18 protein-coding genes are annotated in these 19,492 nt (G+C 32.5%); 4 read left to right on the forward strand and 14 right to left on the reverse strand.

From position 1 onward, the window contains the following. Positions 1-36: 36 nt before the first annotated feature. Entirely contained in the window at positions 37-546 is a 510-nt protein-coding gene (locus AC8GF4_RS12190; protein ID WP_506594990.1) for a hypothetical protein, read from the forward strand. Between the two features lie 52 nt (positions 547-598). Here the strand turns inward: AC8GF4_RS12190 and AC8GF4_RS12195 are convergent, their stop codons facing one another. After that, positions 599-2,362 (reverse strand): cytochrome-c peroxidase, encoded by a 1,764-nt coding sequence (locus tag AC8GF4_RS12195; RefSeq protein WP_506594991.1) that lies wholly within the window; start codon positions 2,360-2,362, stop codon positions 599-601. 80 nt (positions 2,363-2,442) lie between these two features. Next, positions 2,443-3,894 (reverse strand): PhoX family protein, encoded by a 1,452-nt coding sequence (locus tag AC8GF4_RS12200; RefSeq protein WP_506594992.1) that lies wholly within the window; start codon positions 3,892-3,894, stop codon positions 2,443-2,445. Between the two features lie 406 nt (positions 3,895-4,300). On the opposite strand from AC8GF4_RS12200, the gene AC8GF4_RS12205 reads away from it, so the two are divergent. Next, positions 4,301-5,131: a DUF6929 family protein gene (locus AC8GF4_RS12205; protein ID WP_506594993.1), complete on the forward strand. Its 831-nt coding sequence runs from the start codon at positions 4,301-4,303 to the stop codon at positions 5,129-5,131. Positions 5,132-5,675: 544 nt separating this feature from the next. Beyond that, positions 5,676-6,215 carry a hypothetical protein gene (locus AC8GF4_RS12210; RefSeq protein WP_506594994.1) on the forward strand — a complete coding sequence of 180 codons (540 nt, stop codon included), beginning with the start codon at positions 5,676-5,678 and terminating at the stop codon, positions 6,213-6,215. Positions 6,216-6,336: 121 nt separating this feature from the next. Here AC8GF4_RS12210 and mtaB read toward each other — a convergent pair whose 3' ends face one another. Next, positions 6,337-7,665, reverse strand: a complete 1,329-nt coding sequence (gene mtaB / locus AC8GF4_RS12215; protein WP_506594995.1) for a tRNA (N(6)-L-threonylcarbamoyladenosine(37)-C(2))-methylthiotransferase MtaB — start codon at positions 7,663-7,665, stop codon at positions 6,337-6,339. A 196-nt stretch (positions 7,666-7,861) separates the two neighbouring features. Further along, a complete protein-coding gene (locus tag AC8GF4_RS12220) occupies positions 7,862-9,064 on the reverse strand; it encodes an ATP-binding protein (RefSeq protein ID WP_506594996.1) in 1,203 nt (400 codons plus the stop codon). 619 nt (positions 9,065-9,683) lie between these two features. On the opposite strand from AC8GF4_RS12220, the gene AC8GF4_RS12225 reads away from it, so the two are divergent. Continuing rightward, positions 9,684-10,205, forward strand: coding sequence for a hypothetical protein (locus AC8GF4_RS12225; protein WP_506594997.1), 522 nt, complete (start codon positions 9,684-9,686; stop codon positions 10,203-10,205). Between the two features lie 124 nt (positions 10,206-10,329). Here AC8GF4_RS12225 and AC8GF4_RS12230 read toward each other — a convergent pair whose 3' ends face one another. The 10 genes from AC8GF4_RS12230 to AC8GF4_RS12275 form a co-directional block, all read right to left on the reverse strand. Continuing rightward, positions 10,330-10,857 carry a GNAT family N-acetyltransferase gene (locus AC8GF4_RS12230; protein WP_506594998.1) on the reverse strand — a complete coding sequence of 176 codons (528 nt, stop codon included), beginning with the start codon at positions 10,855-10,857 and terminating at the stop codon, positions 10,330-10,332. Beyond that, the gene (locus tag AC8GF4_RS12235; RefSeq protein WP_506595000.1) at positions 10,857-11,669 is read right to left on the reverse strand and encodes a Cof-type HAD-IIB family hydrolase; all 813 of its coding nucleotides are present in this window, start codon (positions 11,667-11,669) and stop codon (positions 10,857-10,859) included. Before AC8GF4_RS12235 ends, AC8GF4_RS12230 begins: the two co-directional genes overlap by 1 nt. A gap of 83 nt (positions 11,670-11,752) precedes the next feature. Then, positions 11,753-11,971 carry a putative signal transducing protein gene (locus AC8GF4_RS12240; RefSeq protein WP_269222083.1) on the reverse strand — a complete coding sequence of 73 codons (219 nt, stop codon included), beginning with the start codon at positions 11,969-11,971 and terminating at the stop codon, positions 11,753-11,755. Positions 11,972-12,060: 89 nt separating this feature from the next. Next, positions 12,061-12,774 carry a DEAD/DEAH box helicase gene (locus AC8GF4_RS12245; RefSeq protein ID WP_506595001.1) on the reverse strand — a complete coding sequence of 238 codons (714 nt, stop codon included), beginning with the start codon at positions 12,772-12,774 and terminating at the stop codon, positions 12,061-12,063. 114 nt (positions 12,775-12,888) lie between these two features. Then, positions 12,889-14,052 carry a sigma-54-dependent transcriptional regulator gene (locus tag AC8GF4_RS12250; RefSeq protein ID WP_506595002.1) on the reverse strand — a complete coding sequence of 388 codons (1,164 nt, stop codon included), beginning with the start codon at positions 14,050-14,052 and terminating at the stop codon, positions 12,889-12,891. 49 nt (positions 14,053-14,101) lie between these two features. After that, the gene (locus AC8GF4_RS12255) at positions 14,102-15,418 is read right to left on the reverse strand and encodes an ABC transporter permease (protein WP_506595004.1); all 1,317 of its coding nucleotides are present in this window, start codon (positions 15,416-15,418) and stop codon (positions 14,102-14,104) included. 148 nt (positions 15,419-15,566) lie between these two features. Continuing rightward, entirely contained in the window at positions 15,567-16,487 is a 921-nt protein-coding gene (locus AC8GF4_RS12260; RefSeq protein WP_506595005.1) for an ABC transporter ATP-binding protein, read from the reverse strand. 121 nt (positions 16,488-16,608) lie between these two features. Further along, entirely contained in the window at positions 16,609-17,724 is a 1,116-nt protein-coding gene (dnaJ, locus tag AC8GF4_RS12265; protein WP_506595006.1) for a molecular chaperone DnaJ, read from the reverse strand. 81 nt (positions 17,725-17,805) lie between these two features. Continuing rightward, a complete protein-coding gene (locus AC8GF4_RS12270; RefSeq protein WP_506595008.1) occupies positions 17,806-18,381 on the reverse strand; it encodes a nucleotide exchange factor GrpE in 576 nt (191 codons plus the stop codon). Positions 18,382-18,712: 331 nt separating this feature from the next. Continuing rightward, a complete protein-coding gene (locus AC8GF4_RS12275; RefSeq protein WP_506595009.1) occupies positions 18,713-19,165 on the reverse strand; it encodes a DUF4442 domain-containing protein in 453 nt (150 codons plus the stop codon). Between the last annotated feature and the right edge of the window lie 327 nt (positions 19,166-19,492).

The following is a 19,492-nucleotide window of genomic DNA, read 5'->3' on the forward strand; positions in this document are numbered from 1 at the left end:
AAAAAACGATCTAATTTATCAACCCAAAATAAAATTATGAAAATTACAGAAAAAATTAAAGTGTTATTCGTATTCGCAATTACACTATTATTTGCAAACAATTCACAAGCTCAAGAAACAAAAACTTTCGATCCAGGTTTTCGATTAGGAATTGGACTTAACGGAGGTATTCCAACTGATAACGATACTTACAATTGGTCTTTAGGTGGTGATGTGCGTCTTCAATATGATTTGACCCAAAAAGCATCAATAACATTGACTACTGGTTTCACCAATCTATTTATCGATCAAAATGTAAAAGATTTAGGTTTTATTCCTGCAAAAATTGGTTTCAAAGCCTTTGTGTGGGAAGACCAATTTTATGTTTTAGGAGAAGTAGGTGGTGGTTTTGCAGTAACAAATGGTTATGATCAAAACACTTATATCTGGTCTCCAGGAATTGGATATGCTACCAAAGATATTGACATTAGTTTGCGTTACGAAGCCTATACCGACTATGATACGGATCAAATTGCATTACGTATCGCGTATGGATTTGATTTGTAATAAAATAATTTCCAAAAAAAAATGCTCTGAATTCAGAGCATTTTTTTGTTGTTTAGTACTGCTTTTTATCCGTCAAGGTCTTCATAAAAGCAATTAACTGTTTCTTTTCCAACGGGGTCAAATTCAATTTATCAGTTGGCAAAGTTTGATTCGGTAAATTAAAACCTAAACCACTTCCTCCGCCTAAGTCATAGAAATCCACAACTTCTTCCAAGGTTTTAAAAACTCCATTGTGCATGTAAGGCGCTGTCAATGCAATATTCCGAATTGTTGGTGTTTTGAAAGAATAGCGATTCACCTCAGCTTTTGTTAAATCAAATTTACCCAAATCAACATCTATCTTTTTGTTTTTTCCGGGAACCCCTAGTACTTCACTTTCTGATCTGTCAAAATTAGGTGGTACCGTTCCGTTTGTTAGCGGAATAAAATGGCAAGTGGCGCATTTGGCTTTGCCTGCAAAAAGATTGAAACCTACAATTTCATCGAGATTCAGTTTTTCTTCTCCTCTCATAAAACCATCAAATCTGGCATCATAATTACTCAAAGACCGAATGTAAGAGGCCAACACATTCTTGATAGCAAAAGCAGTGATTTCTTTGTTTGGAAACGCTTTCTCAAAATTGGCGGTATATTTTGCACTCTTTTTTAAATCCAAAACTGATTTCTCCAACGAACCGTGCATTTCATTCTCATTTGTAATTACAGCAACCGCCTGATCTTCTAAATAATTAACTCTAGAATCGTAAAAAAAACTACGCTGAAAAGCAATATTAGAAAGTGTTGGTGTATTCCTTTTTACCATTTGTTTTCCATCCAATGAAATTGCTTTCTCCAAACCATCCGTAAACCCTTTATCAGCATGATGACAAGAAGCACACGAACGGGAATTATCACCCGATAAAACGGGATCATTAAATAATAATTTACCCAATTCAATTTTCTCCTTTGTCGTTTTATAATCCGGAAATCCCGAAAAGGCTTCGACATCAAAAGCATTTTTGTCAAATAAAGTTTGAGCAGTCACTTTTAATCCTCGGCTTTCTTTAAAAAAAGGAATTTTCAAAGCCAACTGCGTATTATAAATTGCTTTATTCAAAGGATTCAAATACTTTTTGATAAAATAAGCTCTGTCAAATTTATTGAAGTTTGAATTTTTATACAAATATGCCTTTCCTTCTTTTAGTATTTTAAGAGCCGAAGAATTTACTTGATTTTCCTCATAAATGATGAGCTGTTTTTCGATAGTTTCCATTGAAGTTATTGCTTCAGGCAAAGAATTTTGCGCTATAGGAGAATCAAAGCCTGTAATTCCCAAAGTAATTATTCTAAAAACTTCCAAACGCATAGCATCAAAAACAGAAGAGTCCGTCAACTCATTGGTTTTTGAAATCATTTCCAAACGGTACAAATTAGCATTGAGAATCCCAATTTCTTTTAATAAATCTTTTTTAGTGTTCTTTTGAAACACTGGAAAAAGATATTCCTCAATAACCTGAAGACCTGCGGGAGGAACTGTAATTCCATCGTTTTCTTCATACTCATCCAGTGCAGGGCCATTTATTGCTTTGGAAACTGTTGGAAAATAATACTCACAAATGGACTCCACTCTTTTATAACTTTGATGTGCTTTCAAGAATTGGATTTGCAGTTGTTTTTGCGTTGCATCAATTTGTACTAAATGTTGCAATTGAATAACCTCGCTTTGCAAAATAACCAAATCAGACTTATACAAAACATTAATTTGTTCTGCTTTGGATTTAGAATCAGAACAGGAAAACAGTAAAAAAGAGATAAAAAAGAAAACAATATTTTTCATGAATTTGATTTAAATAAAAAAAACAGAAGCCACGATTTCAAAAAAATGATATCGTGGACTTCTGAAAAAAAAAAAATAATTTATCTGGCTAATCCTTTGATTAAAACAATTTGACTGGCTTGGTTTTCATCAGGACGACCACCACCATTGTCGACTCCTTTAAAACGATCCCCTCTCCAAGTATGCGGTTGAACGCTTAACAGGAAAGTATCATCAATTCCCAATTGCTCAGAAACATCAATCATTGCACCATATTCCCAATCTCCAAATTTAGACGTACCTCCTACATTATATTTTGCAGCATCAGTTGCGGTACGACGGTGGTCCAATTCAACTACTACTTTCAATTGTTTTGTGTCAATATTGTACTGATAAATATAAGCATCGTGTGTTTCGTCACCATACCCATTGGCGTCTTCTTGAACATACACATAGTTTTTAGTTACACAAATATTATCAGGATTTTGAAATTTTCCTGCAATTCCTGTACGATCGTCTCCATCAAGTAAAACCTGTAAAGTACCTGCTAATGGATTTGTTGCATCTAAATTTAATTTATAAACTCTACCGTATTTTGTTCTAGAAGCATCAGCATTTGTTTTAACCAAATCTTGACCTGTAACATTAAAATAGATTTCTCTGTCTGCTCCTGCTCCACCTTTTCTATAATCAAGGTCTTCAACTCTACCAAATTTAATAGCCGACAAAGTATTTACCGAAGCATTAATTTGAGCTCCTGTCAAAGTAGTATGATTTTCAATTTTTACAAAAGAAACAGGGTAATCCTTTCCAGTCGCCATATCTTTCTCTCTTTGATTGCCATCAGTTCTTTTCATCATATACAAAGAACCGTTTGCAAGATCCCCTACAGTATTAGAAACATACATAAATACTTGACCTCCATTAGTTCCAGAGTCATCATCTCCAATAACTACAACGGTTTTACCAGCGAATGCAGATTTTCTTAAAGGCAAAGCATTTTCAGCACTTAAACGCCCAAAACTGGCTAACTCTTTAGAAACACTCGCAGTTCCAACGTCTCCATACGGATTTAAAGCGTGCGTACGTGACTCCTCACCAGATTCTCCTGAAGTCAAAAAAGTTGGTCCAAAACCATGTTCTGCAGGTGTTGCCATGGTAGCACCACATAATCTCCAAGTTCCTCCTTTTGAATTCAATAAATATTCTCCTTTCACAGGTTTAAAAGTTTTGTCTAATGTTACTCTAGATACCGAAAAGTTATCTTCATGATTCACTAAAAATGTAAACGTCCCATCTTCATTTTTCAACAATCCTGTTCCGTCTGCAGAACCTCCAAACACAAAACTTGGACTTCCAGCCAAAACATCGTCAGAAGTAATGATAGAAAATAATTCAAGTTTTTCAAATCCCGCTTTCTTAGTTAATAAAACAGGTGTTTTGGATTGATTTGTAGTCAAAACAGTTGCATTAATTGGATTTTCTTCTTTTTTATCATCGTTACATGACACTAGTAATGCAACAGCTAGCATTGATAGAATAATTTTTTTCATTTGTTTGTTTGTTATAATTCAAAACAAAGGAACTTCCATATTTTAAACTAAAAATCAATTTAACATTAATAAAACTTAAATAAATACTTACTAAAGAATAAAAATTTAAACATAATATCACATAAATATAAAATTAGTAGCGAAAATACAACTTTTAAGATACTTCTATTTAACACTTAATTCCATCAAAAGCAAATTCCAATTTTCCGCTACCAACAAAATAGATTACTTTTGAAGGAGCTTAATCCAGCTGTTCGTTTCAACCTTTTTCAAGAACTGCTTTTTTCTAAGTCCTAGATGTAGCTTCCTCTGGTCGCTCTACTAGAACAAGAAAAAATAGCTGTTCTTTTCAAAAGGATTTCCACTACCATCTGGGCTAGGGCTATCATTTTCAAAACAACTTTTAATGGAAAAATTTACACTCGAAATCCTATTTCACATCATCGGAATCGGTTCTGCTTCCGGACTCATCTACAAAGACAATTCTTTATTTATTATTGGAGACAATAGTGGCTATTTGTATGAATATAATATCGAAACCAAAAACTTAGAAAAACATCAAATTCTGGAAAACGCCACCGAAAATATTGCAAAAAGCGAAAAACCCGATTTTGAAGCCATCACCCATTTTGGAGACAATCTCTATGTTTTTGGTTCCGGATCTACCGAAAAAAGAAACAAAATGGTTCAAATCAATACGCTGATAAAAGAAATTACCACAAATGATTTAACCGATTTGTATGGCGTGATGCAAAGTTTTGGCGAAATAAAACCCGAAGATTTCAATATTGAAGGCGCCATTTATACTGGAGAAGAATGGTATTTATTGAATCGAGGCAACGGAAAATCAGCCAAAAACGTACTCTTTACTATTCAAGGCAAAAACTTGGTCAACGAATTCAATATGTTGTCCAACAATTACAAATTGCCCAAAATAAAAGGAGTTCGAAGCAGTTTCACCGATGCCGTTGCAGTCGATGATAAAATATATTTTTTATCCACTGCCGAAGACACCGATTCTACTTACAATGACGGAGAAATTCTGGGAAGCTTCATTGGGTGCATCGATACCAAAACCATGAAAATTGATTTTACTAAAAAAATTAGTGACACCCATAAATTTGAAGGATTAACCGTTTATCAAAATACTTCTGATACAATTGAATTTTTACTTTGCGAGGATAACGACACGGAAGTTTTGGAAGCGAATATTTATAAATTGACATTAAAAAAATAGGTTCTACCATGAATTGTGTATGTGTCTAAGAAAAAAATAAAGAAAATTTTCACCATTAAGAGATTAAGAAAAATTAAGTTTTCTAGTACTTAATGAACCTTAATCTCTTAATGTTGCAAAAAAAAAATAATGATTTTTAAAACCCACTCATTTGGGTGTAGAACCAAAAAATAGAAAAACAATTCTAATTTAAAAATGCGCTCGTTTTTACAAGCGTATAATAGAAAAAATTACTTCATTATAAACATGCCTCCAAATAGTCACACACTTTTTGGAGGCTTTTTTATATAAAAACCAATTATACATAGCGTTTTACATAATGTAAGGAAGTATTATCAGATTGATTAAACCCAGATTGCGCCTTTTACAAAACTATGCTAAGTCAATAAAAAGACCTTTTTCGTTAAAACAATGTTAATTTTAAGTACTATGTGATACACAATACCTTTTTTAAGATATATATTTGCATAGGATATTATTATATGATTTTAATCTCTGAACAAAAAACATCTATCAAAAAAAAATCAATCAAAAATCAAGTATCATGAAAAATTCAATTTTAATCTTAGGAATCGCTTTAGTATCGTTAACAAATGTATCTAATGCTTCGAATGTGCTAAACTTTCAAAAAGTAACATTTCAAGAAATTGCTTTATTGAGCGATAATGAAATCGAACCATCAAATGAAAAAACAACAATAGCAAAACCAGAAACAGTTACTGACTCAGAAACTTTTAATCCAGAAACTGTACTTGAATTCGTTGGTAAAACAACAAAAGAAATCATTACTGAAAACGATAAAATAACAGAGAATACAACATCAGAGGAACTCGAGTTTATGGTTTACGAAGATTCTATGAGAGACATCATAGCCCAATCTGACTTAATCATTGAAAATACAATTTCGAATGAAACATATCCACTTTCTTTTCAAACTAGTATTGAAACTGAAATAGCACAACTTGAATTGATCATTGAAAGTACCGTTTCTAATGAAGTTAGCCCTTTAAACATTAAAGAAATTAATAAAAACGTATTATTACAAAGCACTTTAAATACGAATACTTTTCTTGGAATGAATTAATCACTGCGCAATAATAAGTAGCCAATTGGGAGAGGTATAATGTTTACCAACTAAAAAAGCACCATTATAAAAGTATAATGATGCTTTTTTTATGTTTTTAAAATGAATTTTACCTTATATTTTAAACCTCAACATTCCTAAATTCCATTCGAACGCTTCCATCTTCATCAATTTTGGTTAAATTAATATCGTGTAAAGTATTGACCAATTCGGGATTCCAATGTGTTTTTACTTTTACGTAATTCTCCGTAAACCCGTGAATGTACCCTTCTTTATTCTCACTTTCAAAAAGTACCGTTCTATTGGTTCCCAACTGACTTTCATAAAACGCGCGACGTTTTTTAACCGATAAACCACGAAGCATTTTACTTCTTTTCGCACGTACATTGGCTGGTACAACACCTTCCATCACGGCAGCTTCAGTATTATCTCGCTCTGAATACGTAAAAACATGTAAATAAGAAATATCCATTTCATTTAGAAAATGATAGGTTTCCAAGAAATGTTCATCTGTTTCTCCAGGAAATCCCACAATCACATCCACACCAATACAAGCGTGTGGCATCACTTCCCGAATTTTGTTCACTCTCTCAGTATAAACTTCACGCAAATAACGGCGTTTCATCAATTTCAAAATTTCGTTGCTCCCAGATTGCAACGGAATATGAAAATGTGGCACAAAAGTTCTGCTTTTCGACACAAAATCAATCGTTTCGTTCTTCAATAAATTAGGCTCAATCGACGAAATTCGTAATCTTTCGATTCCCTCCACTTGATCCAATGCAAGAACCAATTCTAGAAACGTATGTTCGTGTTTTTTATTCCCAAATTCACCTTTTCCGTAATCCCCAATATTTACTCCAGTAAGTACAATTTCTTTAATGTTTTGTTTTGAGATTTCTGACGCGTTTTTCAAAACATTTTCTAATTCATCACTTCGAGAAATCCCTCTAGCCAAGGGTATTGTACAATAGGTACATTTATAATCGCAACCATCTTGCACTTTCAAAAAAGCACGTGTTCTATCTCCAATGGAATAACTACCTACATAAAAATCGGCTTCTGCTATCTCGCAAGAATGCACTTCTCCAAAATCATTCTTCGATAAATCATTGATATAATCTGCCAGTTTGAATTTTTCAGTAGCACCAAGAACCAAATCTACACCATCTACATTGGCTAATTCCTCTGGTTTTAGTTGAGCATAACATCCCACTGCAGCCACAAAAGCTTTATCATTTAGCTTCATCGCTTTTCGTACCACTTGTTTGAACTGCTTATCAGCATTCTCTGTAACCGAACACGTATTGATTACATACATATCGGCTACTTCTTCAAAATCTACTCGGTCAAACCCTTCATCTTGCAAATTACGAGCAATGGTCGATGTTTCTGAAAAATTCAGTTTGCAACCTAAAGTGTAAAAAGCTACTCTTTTTCTATTTTCCATATTTTAATCTTAAACTAATGAAATCGTTGTCAAAAAATTTAAGTGTGCAAATTTACGAACAAAAATTTATAAAACAGAATGTAATCATGGAATTAAACAAGACAAACGTATCAGTTTCTAATGGTAAACATTTGCTCCATTGTTTCTTCATCGCATATATCAACCAATCGTTTATAGCATTTAATAGAAACCGAAACTAAACCATCAAATCCATTTTTTTCCACCACCAAAAATCCAAAGAAAAATCAGGATAATTTTGGGTAAATTTATTGTACTTACTTGGTTTGGCATCTTGTTCGTTAAATTTCACCTCAACAGCAAAGCCTTTCAAATAGGAGGTTTCCACAACAAAATCGACTTCATTTCCATCAGCTGTGCGCCAATATTTTATTTGGTCTTGATCATATCTTTCAGACAACACCCTAAAAGCTAAATTCTCTAAAACCGCTCCTTTATCGGCTCTTTGTTCTAATGGAGAAAAGTAATTAATCAACACATTGCGCAAGCCCAAATCGTTAATATAAATTTTTGGCATTTTGGTCAATTCTTTTCGAATATTGTTATAAAAAGGACGAACCAAGGTAATATGAAAACACTTTTGCAAAATATACAAATAGTTCTCCACCGTGGCATTGGTTATTTGCAAGGTATTCGAAATCTCATTGACATTCAATAAATTTCCAGATTGACTCGCCAAAAGCAATAACATTCTGTAAAATTTGCCCTGATCTGAAACACCGGATTCCAAAACGTCCCGTTTGATGTATGAATCCCGAATTTCTTTGAGCAATTCTATTTTATCTTCAATACTATTTTCTAAAACCACAGCAGGATATCCGCCATAATTCATAAATTCATCCATATACGTCCAAAACAAATTTTCTTGAATGGATTTCGTCTTTTTCTTATTTTGCAATTGTTGAAGTTCCAAAACCAAATCTTCCCTCCCCTTAAACATCAAAAACTCTTCAAAATCCAAGGTTCCCATCTGAAATATTTTCTTTCTGCCTACAAGCGAATCATTGAATTGCTTGTCGATATAAAAAGCAGAACTTCCTGTAGCAACAATTTTCAATCGATCCGAATATTCATCAAAAAGCAATTTTAAGAAAGACGTAGCATCATTTAAATATTGAATTTCATCTATAAAAACAATAACTTTCCCATCTTCTTGCAACGGACAAATAGCAAATAGGTTTTCTGGGTTTTGATTCAATTCATCTAAGATATCTTTCCTGTCCAAATTCAAAAAATAAACCACTTCTCCTTGCTGTTTTAAATCGGCATGCAACTGCTTTAACAAGGTTGACTTCCCTATTTGTCTTGCACCAATAAGAATCGTGAATTCCTTTTTAGAAATATGATTCAAAATAATAGTATGTTTTTTTCTTCTTACCATATTACAAATATAGAAACATAACACAAATTATCCGATAATTTCATTATTTATTTTAAAAATATCAGATAATTTATATTGTACATAAATAAAAATATCGGATAATTTACATATAGCATTATTAATAATATCTTTTAAGTACTTACAAACAGAACAAAAAATTGTAAAAAAAACATTCAAAACTGCATTAAAACAGCTTTTTTTTTATCATACTCAATTTTGTTATTATTCATATGTAGATAATATTGTTTTTGTTGGAATATAGTATCGCCTGATCTTCATTGGTGTTTGCGACAAATTTTGTCATGGCGATTTCATATAAATATTAATTTCACATCTCCTAAACCGAATTAACAGGAGTAACTATATCTCATACCAAATAAATTTGAACTTGCCTTTATTCAAAAAAAACTATTAATTTAAAAAATAATTCAGAAGAAAAGTAATATTATAAGGCTTTATCAGTTGTAATATAAGTTTCAGTATAAAACATCACATTTTTCAAATAATGAACCTCATCAGCTTTAAAATCACACTTTTGAATTAAAACTATAATAGTAACAAAAAAATGGGAACGCCGAAAACCATAAAGAGTAGGCAAACAACAAACAAAATGACTAAAATGAAATCATTCTACTTTACAATTACACTATTATTTATTACCCTTTACACACAAGCTCAAACTGCAACAACTATTGTCCCTAAAAATCCGTTTCCGACGATTAGTACTTTGACCAATTGGGCTAGTCATAACTCACAAGAAAGGTTCAATCTAGATGTCAGAATTTTAGGTTTTAAATTTGAAGAAAAATCTGTAGAGACTGCCTCCACTTCTTATACATACATAAGAAAAGTTTCGATAGACAATATCAACTACACAGATAGAATTGTATATCGAATTGCAAATGACAATTCGGCAAGTATTATCTCATTGGTAACAGCTTCAACCGACTTGGTTTCTTATTACACACCACAATTGGCTGGTTACAAAACAGGAAAATGTGACAACGAAATGTCAAAAGACAAAAAAACAACTTGCACCTGTTATGACAATGGAAAATTCGTAATCGATGTTTGTGATGAAAGAGTAAAGTTGACAATGGGTGATGGAAACAACTATTTTATTTCGGTTGCAAAAAAATAATAGCGTATCGTGTCGTAATACACAAACGAACTTTAGTGAGCCTTTAAAACAAAAAATTATAAAAAAATCCGTCTCGTTCTAAACGTTACGGATTTTTTTATTTGATATAATCACAGAGGTAGTATCACATATTAGGATTATTCATTTCGTACCAAACCTCTTCTTCTCCATCGTGTTCAAAAGAATTCACATAATGCATTCCTAGTTTTTCAAGAATATGTCTAGAATTTACATTTCCTGCATCTGCGTAAGCATACAACTTTTCTACTTTCATTTCATTGAATGCATAATCTACAAAAGCCAATCCCGCTTCGGAAGCATAACCCTTCCCCCAATGTTCTTGAATAAAGCGATATCCAATTTCATAAAAATTCTGATGATTGTTTATCTCTTCTTTAATTAATTTTATTCCAGACCAACCGATAAATTCATCAGTTTCTTTCAGGATTACGGCCCAACGCCCTATACCATTATCTGTATATTGTTGCCTAACATTGTCAATGTAAGCATGACTTTCATCAATATGTTTTACAGGCTTGTTCCCCAAAAAAAGGTGCACTTCCGGATTCGAATCCAATTCAAACATACCTTCAACATCCGAAGAAATTATTTCTCTTAAAATCAATCTTTCGGTTTCTAAAAAGGGTTTCATTAATTTAAAATATAACGCTTAATCACTTCTGCAACGCCGTGATTATTGTTTGATGCTACAATAACATCTGCTTTATCTCTTAATTCAGGAGTTACATTGTCTACCCAAACACCTAAACCCGCGTATTCAATCATAGTCAAATCATTCCCCGCATTTCCAACAGCAATGATTTCATTTTGATCAATATTCAATTGTTGCGCTAATTTTTTTAAGCTAAAGGCTTTGTCAATACCGTGTTGGGCAACTTCCAGAAAAAAGGGTTTTGACATTGACACGCTCAAATGCGGCATAGCCAATTTCAAGTCGTCTTCGACCGTTTTAAGATAAGAGGGTTCTTCTAGTAAAATACATTTTACAGCATTGGTTTTTACCGCGTCTTTAAAACTCGCTACTTTATTATGCGCCAAACCCGTAATGTGTTTTTCGACATCAATGTATTCCGAATCGGTTTCGCTTACAATTTCGTTGTTTATATAGGTAATAATATGTGTTTTGCTTTTTAAGCTGTAATCATATAATTCGTGTATTTGCTCTTTGGTCAAGGTTTGTTCAAAAAGAATTTTATCTTCTTTTAAATCGGTAATTACGGCGCCATTATAGGAAAGCATAAATGAATTATAATGATCCATTTTCAAATCTTTGGCATAAGCCGTCATTGCCGATGTTGGTCTTCCGGAAGCCAAAACCACATAAACTCCCATTTCCTGAGCTTTAAAAATCATTGCTGCATTTTCATCAGATATCGTATGATCGTCTGTTAACAACGTGTCATCCATATCCAAAACAATCATTTTGTATTTTATTTGTTTCATTATAAAATAGTATAGTATAAAAAAACCTTGACACTTCAATAAGTACCAAGGTTTTTCAAAAAATTAATATCAATTTACTTTAACTAGATACTCAACCTGAATTCCTCGATAACCGGGTTTGCTTTTGCAAAATCAGTTTCCTGAATAAACACTTCAACAGCTGAGTCTAAGTTAGGAAAACCTGACATTCTAGCTGATTGAATATTATTTTTAATTTCAGTTTCAACTCCTGCCGCTTCTATTTTTTCTTGTAAAGCCAAAGCTAAAATTTCACTTCCCGAAAACACTTTCATTAATCCCATGATTCTTTTATTTTTAAATTATTAATAATTTCTTTTAAAAAAAGTTTAATTAACCCAATCATCAATTTCCACTTATACTTGCGTAATAACTACTCTTCCTCATCGTCAATTTCACCCTCTTCTTCTTCAAAATCATCAATATCATCGTTTTCAATTACATCTTCTAGATCTTCGTCATCTTCATCATATTCTTCATCAAAATCAAAAACAAAAGGTTCCAACAACATTTTCTCAGCCAAAATTTCAATTCGCTCGGTAAGCTTTTCAGTGAAAATAATTCGCTGTGTTTTGGCAATACTATTAGAAATACGCATAATTTTTGTTTCATGACGGAGTTTCAAAATAGGATCAGCATCATCCAATATAAACATTTTAAGTTTATTAATATTGTATCCTGCCGTTGTAAACATATCACTCAGTTTATTCGGAGTTCCAATAAGCACATCAATTCCGGTCGAAACATAATTCTTGTCATATTCCATATCTCCTTTATCATGTACACCAAAGACTCTTAAATTAGTGTATTTGCCATATTTTTCGAAAAGTTCTTCCATTGCAAGTACTTTCGCTTTGTCTTCTACAATAATTAAGGCACGGGGAGATTCTTCCCATTCACATTTCAATTGATGAATTACATTTAAGACAATGGTAACCGATTTTCCACTTCCTTTTTCTCCTATAATGATAGCATCCGCACCACTTTTTAAAGTAGAAAAAGTTTCTTGTTGCATTGCATTTGCTTCAACTAATCCGTTCTCAATTAATGCCAATTGCAGGGCCTCGTTTATTTTTTTTAGTTTCATTTATTTATTAATTTAAAAAAGCAAAAAATTGAAAAAAGCAAAAAAATTCACTTTAAAAGGCTTCACTTATTTTATTTTTTAGATTTCTATATTATTTAGATACTTTCGTTGTTTTTATTTACTCGCAAAAATCTTGACATCACTTTCAGAAATCTCGTTTCCTCCCAGGATTATCAAACGTTCCACTACATTTCTTAATTCTCTTATATTCCCAGTCCAATCGTATTCTTGTAATAAGCCTACTGCTTCTTTGGAAAAATGCTTCACCGTATTTCCTTGCTCATCAGCAATTTTATTTGTAAAATATTCAATCAATGCAGGAATATCATTTCTTCTTTCATTCAAAGAAGGAACATTTATCAAAATGACAGCCAATCTATGATACAAATCTTCACGGAAACGACCTTCGGCAATTTCTGTTTTTAAATTTTTGTTTGTTGCGGCAATAACCCGGACATCTATTTTAATATCAGTGTCAGCTCCTACACGTGAAATAACATTTTCTTGTAAAGCGCGCAATACTTTGGCTTGCGCAGACAAACTCATGTCGCCAATTTCATCCAAAAAAATGGTTCCTTTGTTTGCTGCGTCAAATTTTCCAGAACGATCTTTTACAGCAGATGTAAATGCTCCTTTTACATGTCCAAACAATTCACTTTCTATTAATTCTGCTGGGATTGCTGCACAATTGACTTCTATCATCGGTGCATTTGCCCGATCACTTTTTTCGTGTAACTGATGCGCTACTAACTCCTTACCTGTGCCATTTGGTCCTGTAATCAAAACTCTAGCATCTGTTCTAGCTACTTTTTCTATCATGATTTTTACATGATTAATAGGTTCACTATCTCCTATAATATCGTATTTTTTACTGACTCTTTTCTTCAGTATTTTATTCTCAACAACAAGTTTTTTTTTGTCTAGAGCATTTCGAACCGTGTTCAACAATCGGTTTAAATCGGGTGGTTTCGAAATGTAATCAAAAGCGCCTAATCGCATGGTATTAATTGCTGTTTCCATATCTCCATGCCCAGAAATCATCACAATCGGAATTTCAGAATCTATTTTTTTGACTGCTTCCAAAAGTTCTACGCCATCCATTCTTGGCATTTTTATATCACATAAAATCAAATCATATTCATTACTTTTTATCTTATCAAGTCCGATTACTCCGTCTTCGGCAACTTCAACTTGATAAGACTCATTTTCTTCAGTTAGAATACGTGCAAGTACTCTCCTGATTGGTTCTTCGTCTTCAATGATTAAAATTTTTGACATAAATAGCAGTTTAATTTTGGCTTTTTAATTTAATTTTCAGAACAATCCTCTAATATTTTAACCATTTATACAATTCTTTCCAAGTTGGTTTTTTTCCATACATCAAAATACCTACTCGGTAAATCTTGGCAGCAAACCAAACTACACCAAAAAATGTAGCAAACAACAAAGATACTGAAATTAAAATTTGCCACCATGGCACGCCAAAAGGAATACGCATCAACATTACAATTGGAGAAGTCAATGGTATCATCGAAAAAACAACTGCAATGGTTCCATGAGGATCATTGATTACAGTAAAGAATCCAATGTAGACACTCAACATTAATGGCATAATAATAGGCAAAAGAAATTGTTGCGAATCTGTTTGGTTGTCAACAGCCGCACCAATGGCAGCATAAAACGAACTGTATAAAAAATACCCTCCTATAAAATATACTATAAAACTAATCAATATACTCGCTATAGGCAAATTCCAAATCTCCTTGATGTACAATTGAGCCGTTCCCGAAAATTCCTGTTGGCCAGCATCTATTAATTCTGGAGATACTCGAGCAGTAGGACCAACATTGACACCGAAAAACGCCGAAGCCGCAAACATTAAAGACAAACCTATAATGGCCCAAATGATAAACTGTAATAATCCAGCCAACGAAGTACCAATTATTTTCCCCATCATCAACTGATAAGGTTTTACCGAAGAAATAATAATCTCCACAATGCGATTGGTTTTTTCTTCAATCACAGAGCGCATTACCATATTTCCATATATAATGATAAACATCATGATTAAATATCCAAAAGCACCACCAATTGCTATCTTAATTTCGTTTAATCCTTTGATACTTTGTTCTCCAGACGCTTTTGACAAACTGATATTAACCTCCGATTCAGCTTTTTTTATAGCCAAAGTGTCCAGATGTGCTTTTTCTAGATTCTCTTTTGTTAATTTATCAGCAATTAAATTTTGTGTTTTTTCTATAAAAACAATACTAGGGCTACTATTGGATATGAATTGAATTTTATTTTCTAAATCTTTATTTGTTTTCGTTTTTGGGATATAAAGCAATCCTTCAAAACTTTCGTTGGAGATACTATCTTTTAAAAACTGCAGATCAATAGTGGACAAATCCAAGTATTTAAACTCTGATTTTTTGGAATTCTGAGCTACAAACTCATTGACAAATAACCCCGATTCATCGTGAATTGCAATACGTTTTGTGTCGGCTTTCATAGCACTTAAATACCCTACAAAACCTGCTATTCCAACAAACAACAAGGGACTTAAAAAAGTCATTACAATAAAAGACTTATTGCGAACTTTGGCAATAAATTCTCTTTTTATGATTAATGAAATTATACTCATATATAGATTACTAGATTATTAGACTTTTTAGATTAATAGACTTAATTAGACTACTTAGACTTAATTAGATTATTAGGATTTCGTTAGACTTTTAGATTTCTAGACTAATATAATCTAAGAAGTCTAAAAATCTAAAAGTCTAAGTAGTCTATTCTGTTACTGTTTGAATAAAAATATCGTTAACACTTGGTATTTTTTCAACAAAATGAGTTACTTGACCGCGTTGTGTAAGGACATGCAATAATTCATTTGGGGTTGAATTTCCGAGTTGAATTTCTAATTTTATTTCGTCATTAATGGATTTGAAATTTGCTTGCCCCATTTTGAATTTTTGGGTAATATCAAACATTAAACCTTCGACATTATCCGATAGAATTCCGACTTCGAAACTATTGGTCTTGAATTGTCTTTTGACATCAAGCAATTTTCCTTCGATCAATTTATTTGACTTGTGAATTAATGCTATATGATCGCATAATTCCTCTACACTCTCCATTCTGTGGGTTGAGAAAATAATTGTGGCACCATCTTCTCTCAAAGCAAGAATCTCATCCTTAATTATGTTGGCATTTACAGGATCGAATCCGGAAAAAGGTTCGTCAAAAATTAATAATTTGGGTTTGTGCAATACGCAAACTACAAACTGTATCTTTTGCGCCATCCCTTTTGATAATTCTTGTACTTTCTTGTTCCACCAACCTTGAATTCCCAAACGATCAAACCAATATTCCAGTTGTTTTTTGGCTTCGGCTTTGGACAACCCTTTCATTTGCGCCAAATACAAACATTGTTCCCCTACTTTCATAGAACTATACAATCCTCTTTCTTCTGGAAGATACCCTATGTATTGAATGTGTTTGGGTTGTAATTTTTCACCATCTAGTATAACATCGCCACTATCCGGCATAGTAATCTGGTTGATGATTCGGATTAGTGAAGTCTTACCGGCTCCATTTGGACCCAGAAGTCCGTAAATACTTCCTTTGGGAACGGTTAAAGAAACTTCGTTTAACGCTACATAATCACCATATCGCTTTACGACTTTGTTCACTTCAAGTATGTTACTCATGCTGTTTTTTTAATTGGTGTAAAAGTAAATAAATTAGTGGTTGTAATAAATAATAATGCTACAAAAAACCCATCCTAAATAAGATTAAGGATGGGTTTTAGAATTTATTTTATTTCAAAATTTAAGAAAACATATCTTTTACTTTCTCAAAAAATGATTTATCTGATTTTTCAGGGTTTGGAATAAAATTATCGTCTGTTAAAGCATTTTCAAAAAACTGTTTTTGTTCTTTGTTTAATGTCTTAGGAGTCCAAACATTTACATGCACTAATAAATCTCCGCTGCCATAACCATTGATACCAGGAATTCCTTTTCCTTTAAGTCTTAGGATTTTTCCAGATTGAATTCCTTCTTCTAGTTTTATACGCACTTTACCATTTACAGCGTCGATATCTTTTGAGATACCCAGAACAGCTTCGGCAAAACTGATGTATAAATCGTAATGCAGGTTTTCGCCTTCACGTTTCAAGAATTCGTGTTCAATTTCTTCAATAACAACTATTAAATCTCCTGGAACACTGTTTCCTGGCGCATCATTTCCTTTACTAGAAACTTTAAGTTGCATACCATCAACAACACCTGCAGGAATTTTTATAGAAACCGTTTCGTCTTCTACTACCATTCCTTGAGAATCGGCATTATTTGGTTTTTTGTCCAAAATCTGACCAGAACCTCCACAAGTAGGACAAGTTGATGCAGATTGCATTCTACCCAGAATTGTATTGGTAACTCTCATTACTTGCCCTTGTCCGTTACAGGTAGAGCAAGTTTTGTATGATACGCCTTGAGCTTGTATTTTACGTTTAACTTTTACTTTTTTCTCAACGCCGTTGGCAATTTCTTCAAGAGTCAATTTTACTTTTATACGCAAATTACTTCCCTTAACACGACGAGGGCCTCCGCCACCGCCACCGCCAAAACCTCCAAAACCACTTCCGAAAATATCTCCAAATTGACTAAAGATATCATCCATATTCATACCGCCGTGACCGCCTCCGCCAAATCCACCAGAACCATCAAATGCTTGATGACCGTATTGATCGTATTTTGCTCTTTTGGCAGGATCACTTAACACTTCATACGCTTCTGCAGCCAATTTAAACTTTTCTTCTGCCGATTTGTCGCCAGGATTCTTGTCAGGGTGGTGTTGCAAAGCACTTTTTCTATATGCTTTTTTAATTTCGGCAGCATCTGCATTTTTTGAAATGCCTAATATTTCGTAAAAATCTTTTTTCATAAATAAAGTAAATTCCAAATTTTTAAATTCCAAATTCCAATTAAAACGAATAGGAGTTTTGAATTTATAATTTTATTAATTTTAATTCCCTATTACCACTTTTGGAAAACGAATAATTCTATCACCCAATTTGTATCCTTTTTCAAGAATGTCAACAATTTTTCCTTTCATAGCATCAGATGCAGCTGGGATTTGAGTAATAGCTTCAGCAAAATCGGCATCAAATGCATCTCCAGCTTTTACATCAACTTGCTCTAAACCTTTAGAAACTAATGTGCTTTTTAATTTTTCGTGAATTAACTCTACTCCTTTTGTCAACAACTCATCATCTGACTTATTGATTTCAACTATTGCTCTATCAAAATCATCAAGAACAGGAAGCATAGCTAATAATACCTCTTGGTTTGCTGTTTTAAAAAGCTCGATTCTTTCTTTTGTAGTACGTCTTTTGTAATTTTCAAATTCAGCAAACAACCTTAAGAACTTATCTTTTTCTTTCGCTAAGTCATGAGTTAATTGTTCTTCAACACTTAATTCTTCAACAATTAGTTGTTCTCCATTTGCATTATTTTCTAATGTCACATCATCTATTTCTTGATCGAATTCTGTATTTTCTGTTGTCATATTACTTTTATTTTTAAAAAAATTCTTAAACATCTTTTTTCATTCTTTACTATGGATTGCAAAAGTACTGCCAAAACTTAAAAATTGCCAAATTGTCACATTTTTTTTCCTCTATTTTCTATTTCAAACAATTAACACTAACATAGAGCCCTAAAAATTTTAAAAATTTTAATAAAAATTTAAGACTATTACGTTGTAGTATTGTATATATTTGTAAATGATTTTTATTCACCCCCTAAGAATACAACTCGTAAAAAGAAATTTAAGGTTGTTTTCTATATAATTATTAATTCATCATTGCCTTATATTAAAAAAAGCTTCGTTTTCAAAACGAAGCTTTTTTTTATTTTCAAAATCAAAGAATCTATTTTAAACGAACACTCCATTCAAAATCCATTTCTGATACTTGAATACCTTGTTCATTGGTACCAATAGATTTCATCCAGAATGTCTGACCTTCACCATTGGCAATCGTTTTTTGAATTGCTTCTTCGATTAAATGTCCATCTTGACAAACAAAAGTGATACGTCCAGTTGCTTTTTTAGAAAAATTGGATTTATTATTGGCCACTAACATCGATATTTTTTTTCCGCTATTTTGAATTTTATCGATTACCATTGCTCCTGTAGTCATCTCTGCAGCCATTGCTTGAACAGCAAAATACATAGAATTAAACGGATTTTGATTGATCCATCTGTGCTTTACCGCAACAATACATTTATCACTATCAATGTGTTTTACACGAATTCCACATATAAATGCCGATGGTAATTTAAAAAATATAAATCGATTTAGTTTTGATACCGTTAATTTCATTTTTGGATTTTTTTGCTAAAATACAAAAAATACTATGCGTACATATAAAAAAATGAAAATTAACGCTAATACTTGTATTTCATATTCAGATACTATTGTTTTTGTTGGAATATCGTATTGCCAGATCTTCATTGGTGTTTATCTCATTCGTTACTATTTTATTTTGGAATTCGATGATTTTCAATTGCGACAAAATTTGTCATGGCGATTTCATACACTCAAACTACAATCAAAAACAGTCTAGAATTATCCAAATAATAGAAATCTATTTATAGACTAATTAAGATATCCATTTTCAAAAGCAAAGAAACACTAATCAACAATCAA

Source organism: Flavobacterium rarum (SeqCode) (assembly GCF_965234445.1).
Classification (GTDB): Bacteria; Bacteroidota; Bacteroidia; order Flavobacteriales; family Flavobacteriaceae; genus Flavobacterium; species Flavobacterium rarum.